Origin of the sequence: Kitasatospora indigofera, assembly GCF_014655955.1 — a bacterium.
Lineage (GTDB): Bacteria > Actinomycetota > Actinomycetes > Streptomycetales > Streptomycetaceae > Kitasatospora > Kitasatospora indigofera.
Genome location: NZ_BNBO01000128.1, coordinates 1 through 2,613 on the forward strand (window position 1 = coordinate 1; position 2,613 = coordinate 2,613).

Sequence of the window (2,613 nt, forward strand, 5' to 3'; positions counted from 1 at the left end):
CGCAGACCAGCGCCACCTCGTCCGGCGTCCGGGCCGCCTGCGCCTCGAACACCTCGGTGAAGAGCGGCGGCGCCGGGGCGGGGGTTGTCGCGTTCCAGGCCGCGAGGGCCCGCCGGTCACCGGCCGACAGCACGTCGAGCGCCCCCACCGGGCCCGCCGGGGCCTCGGCCACCTGCTCCAGCAGCCGGACCAGCCCGGCGGCCAGCCGCTCCGCCGTCGCGCGGTCGAACAGGTCGGTGGCGTACTCGAAGGCACCGCCGAGCCCGGCAGCGGTCCCGTCCGCTCCCCGGCGCTCCACCAGGTTGAGGGTCAGGTCGAAGGTCGCGCTGCCGCCGCCGACCGGCTCGAACTCGGCCTTGACGCCCGGGAACTCCAGGTTCGCCTCAGCGGTGTTGTTGAAGGCCAGCATCACCTGGAAGAGCGGGTGCCGGGCCAGCGAGCGGACCGGGTTCAGCTCCTCCACCAGCCGCTCGAACGGCACGTCCTGATGCGCGTACGCCGCCAGGTTGGTCGCCCGGACCCGGTGCAGCACCTCCTCGAAGCTCGGCCGGCCGCCGAGATCGACCCGCAGCACCAGGGTGTTGGCGAAGAACCCGACCAGCTCGTCCAGGGCCTCGTCCATCCGGCCGGCCACCGGCGCGCCGATCGGGATGTCGGCCCCGGCGCCGAACCGGTGCAGCAGGGTGGCCAGCGCGGCCTGGAGCAGCATGAAGACGGTGACGCCGTTGGCCGCCGCCAGCTCCACCAGCCGCCGGTGCAGGGCGGGTTCCAGCTCGACCGGCACCACGTCGCCGCGGTGGCCGGCCACCGGCGGGCGGGGGCGGTCCAGCGGCAGCGCCAGCTCCTCCGGCAGCCCGGCCAGGGCGTCCTTCCAGAAGGCCAGTTGGCCGGCCAGCAGGCTGCCGCCGTCCTGCTCGGAGCCGAGCAGCTCCTGCTGCCACAGGGTGTAGTCGGCGTACTGGACGGGCAGCGGCCGCCAGTCGGGGGCGGCGCCGCCGCAGCGGGCCCGGTAGGCGCGGGCGAGGTCCTGGAAGAGCGGGCCCATCGACCAGCCGTCGCTGGCGATGTGGTGCATGACCAGCAGCAGCACGTGCTCGTCCGGTCCCTCCGGCCGCAGGTACGCGTGCACCGGCAGGTCGGTGGCCAGGTCGAAGGTGTGGCCGGCCAGCTCGTCGAGGGGGGCCCCGGTGACGGTGAGCAGGGGGGCGGACGGGCCGGCCAGGATCTCCTGCCCGGGCACGCCGTCGACGGCCCGGAAGACCGTGCGCAGGGACTCGTGGCGGTCCACCACGTCCGCGAGGGCCTCGGCCAGCGCGGACCGGTCGAGCGGGCCGCGCAGGCGCAGGGCGAGCGTGACGTTGTAGGTGGGGCTCGGGCCCTCGACCTGGCCGATGAACCAGAGGCGCTGCTGCGCGTAGGACGGCGGCAGGTGCGCCGGGCGGGGCCGGGGGCGCAGGGCGGGCCGGGTGGCGCTGCCGGAGAGCCGTTCGCCCAGGCCGGCCACGGTCGGGGCCTGGAACAGGTCGGCGATGCCGAGTTCCACCCCGAGGGCCGTGCGCGCCCGGCTGACCAGGCGGGTGGCCAGCAGGGAATGGCCGCCGAGGTCGAAGAAGTCCTCGTCGATGGTCACCTCGTCGAGGCCGAGCACCTCGGCGAACAGTCCGCAGAGGATCTCCTCGCGGGGGTCGCGCGGCGCCCGGCCGCCGGCCGCCCGGCCCTGCTCGGGGGCGGGCAGCACCCGGCGGTCGACCTTGCCGTTGGCGTTCAGCGGCAGCGCGTCCAGCACCACCACGGCGGCGGGGACCATGTACGCGGGCAGGGCGTCGGCCGCGAGCCTGCGCAACTCCGCGGCCAGGGAATCCGGTTCGCCGGCGGCGGCGCAGTAGGCGACCAGCCTGGTGTCGCCGGGCCGGTCCTCGCGGGCGATCACGATCACCTGGCGGACGGCCCGGTGGCGGCTGAGCACCGCCTCGATCTCGGTCAGTTCGATCCGGAACCCGCGCAGCTTCACCTGGGCGTCCGCCCGGCCCTGGAACTCCAGCGCGCCTGCGCCGCGTTGGCGCACCAGGTCGCCGGTGCGGTACATCCGGCCGCCGGGGACGAACGGGCAGGCCACGAAGCGCTCGGCGGTCAGCGCGGGCCGGTTCCAGTACCCGCGGGCCAGGCCGGCGCCGGCGATGTACAGCTCCCCCGCGACCCCGGGCGGTACCGGTCGCAGGTGCTCGTCCAGGACGTAGCTGCGCATGTTGTCCAGCGGGGTGCCGATCGGCACCCGGACGGCGGCCGCCTCGGTCGCGGACAGGGCCTGGTAGGTGGCGAAGGTGGTCGCCTCCGTCGGGCCGTAGACGTGGGCGAGCAGCAGGTCCGGGCAGGCGTCCAGGACCCGGCGCATCAGGGCGCCCGAGGCGGCCTCGCCGCCGGTGGAGACCGTCCGCAGACCGGCGAAGGCCTCCGGGTCCTCCTCGGCGACCAGGTCGAACAGGGCCTTGGTGACGAACAGGGCGGTCACACCGTGGCGGGCGACGACGGCCCGCAGTCCCGGCGCGTCCAGGCCGCCGGGCGGGGCGACGACCACGGTGCCGCCGGCGAGCAGGGGCACCCACAGCTCGTAGG

Annotated in this window: 1 protein-coding gene; it reads right to left on the reverse strand. The window is 75.9% G+C overall.

Annotation, left to right across the window (positions count from 1 at the left end; genetic code table 11):
* Positions 1-2,599: condensation domain-containing protein (locus tag IE329_RS39720; protein ID WP_229928155.1), on the reverse strand; the 2,599-nt coding region annotated here is incomplete at its 3' end.
* Positions 2,600-2,613: the final 14 nt, after the last annotated feature.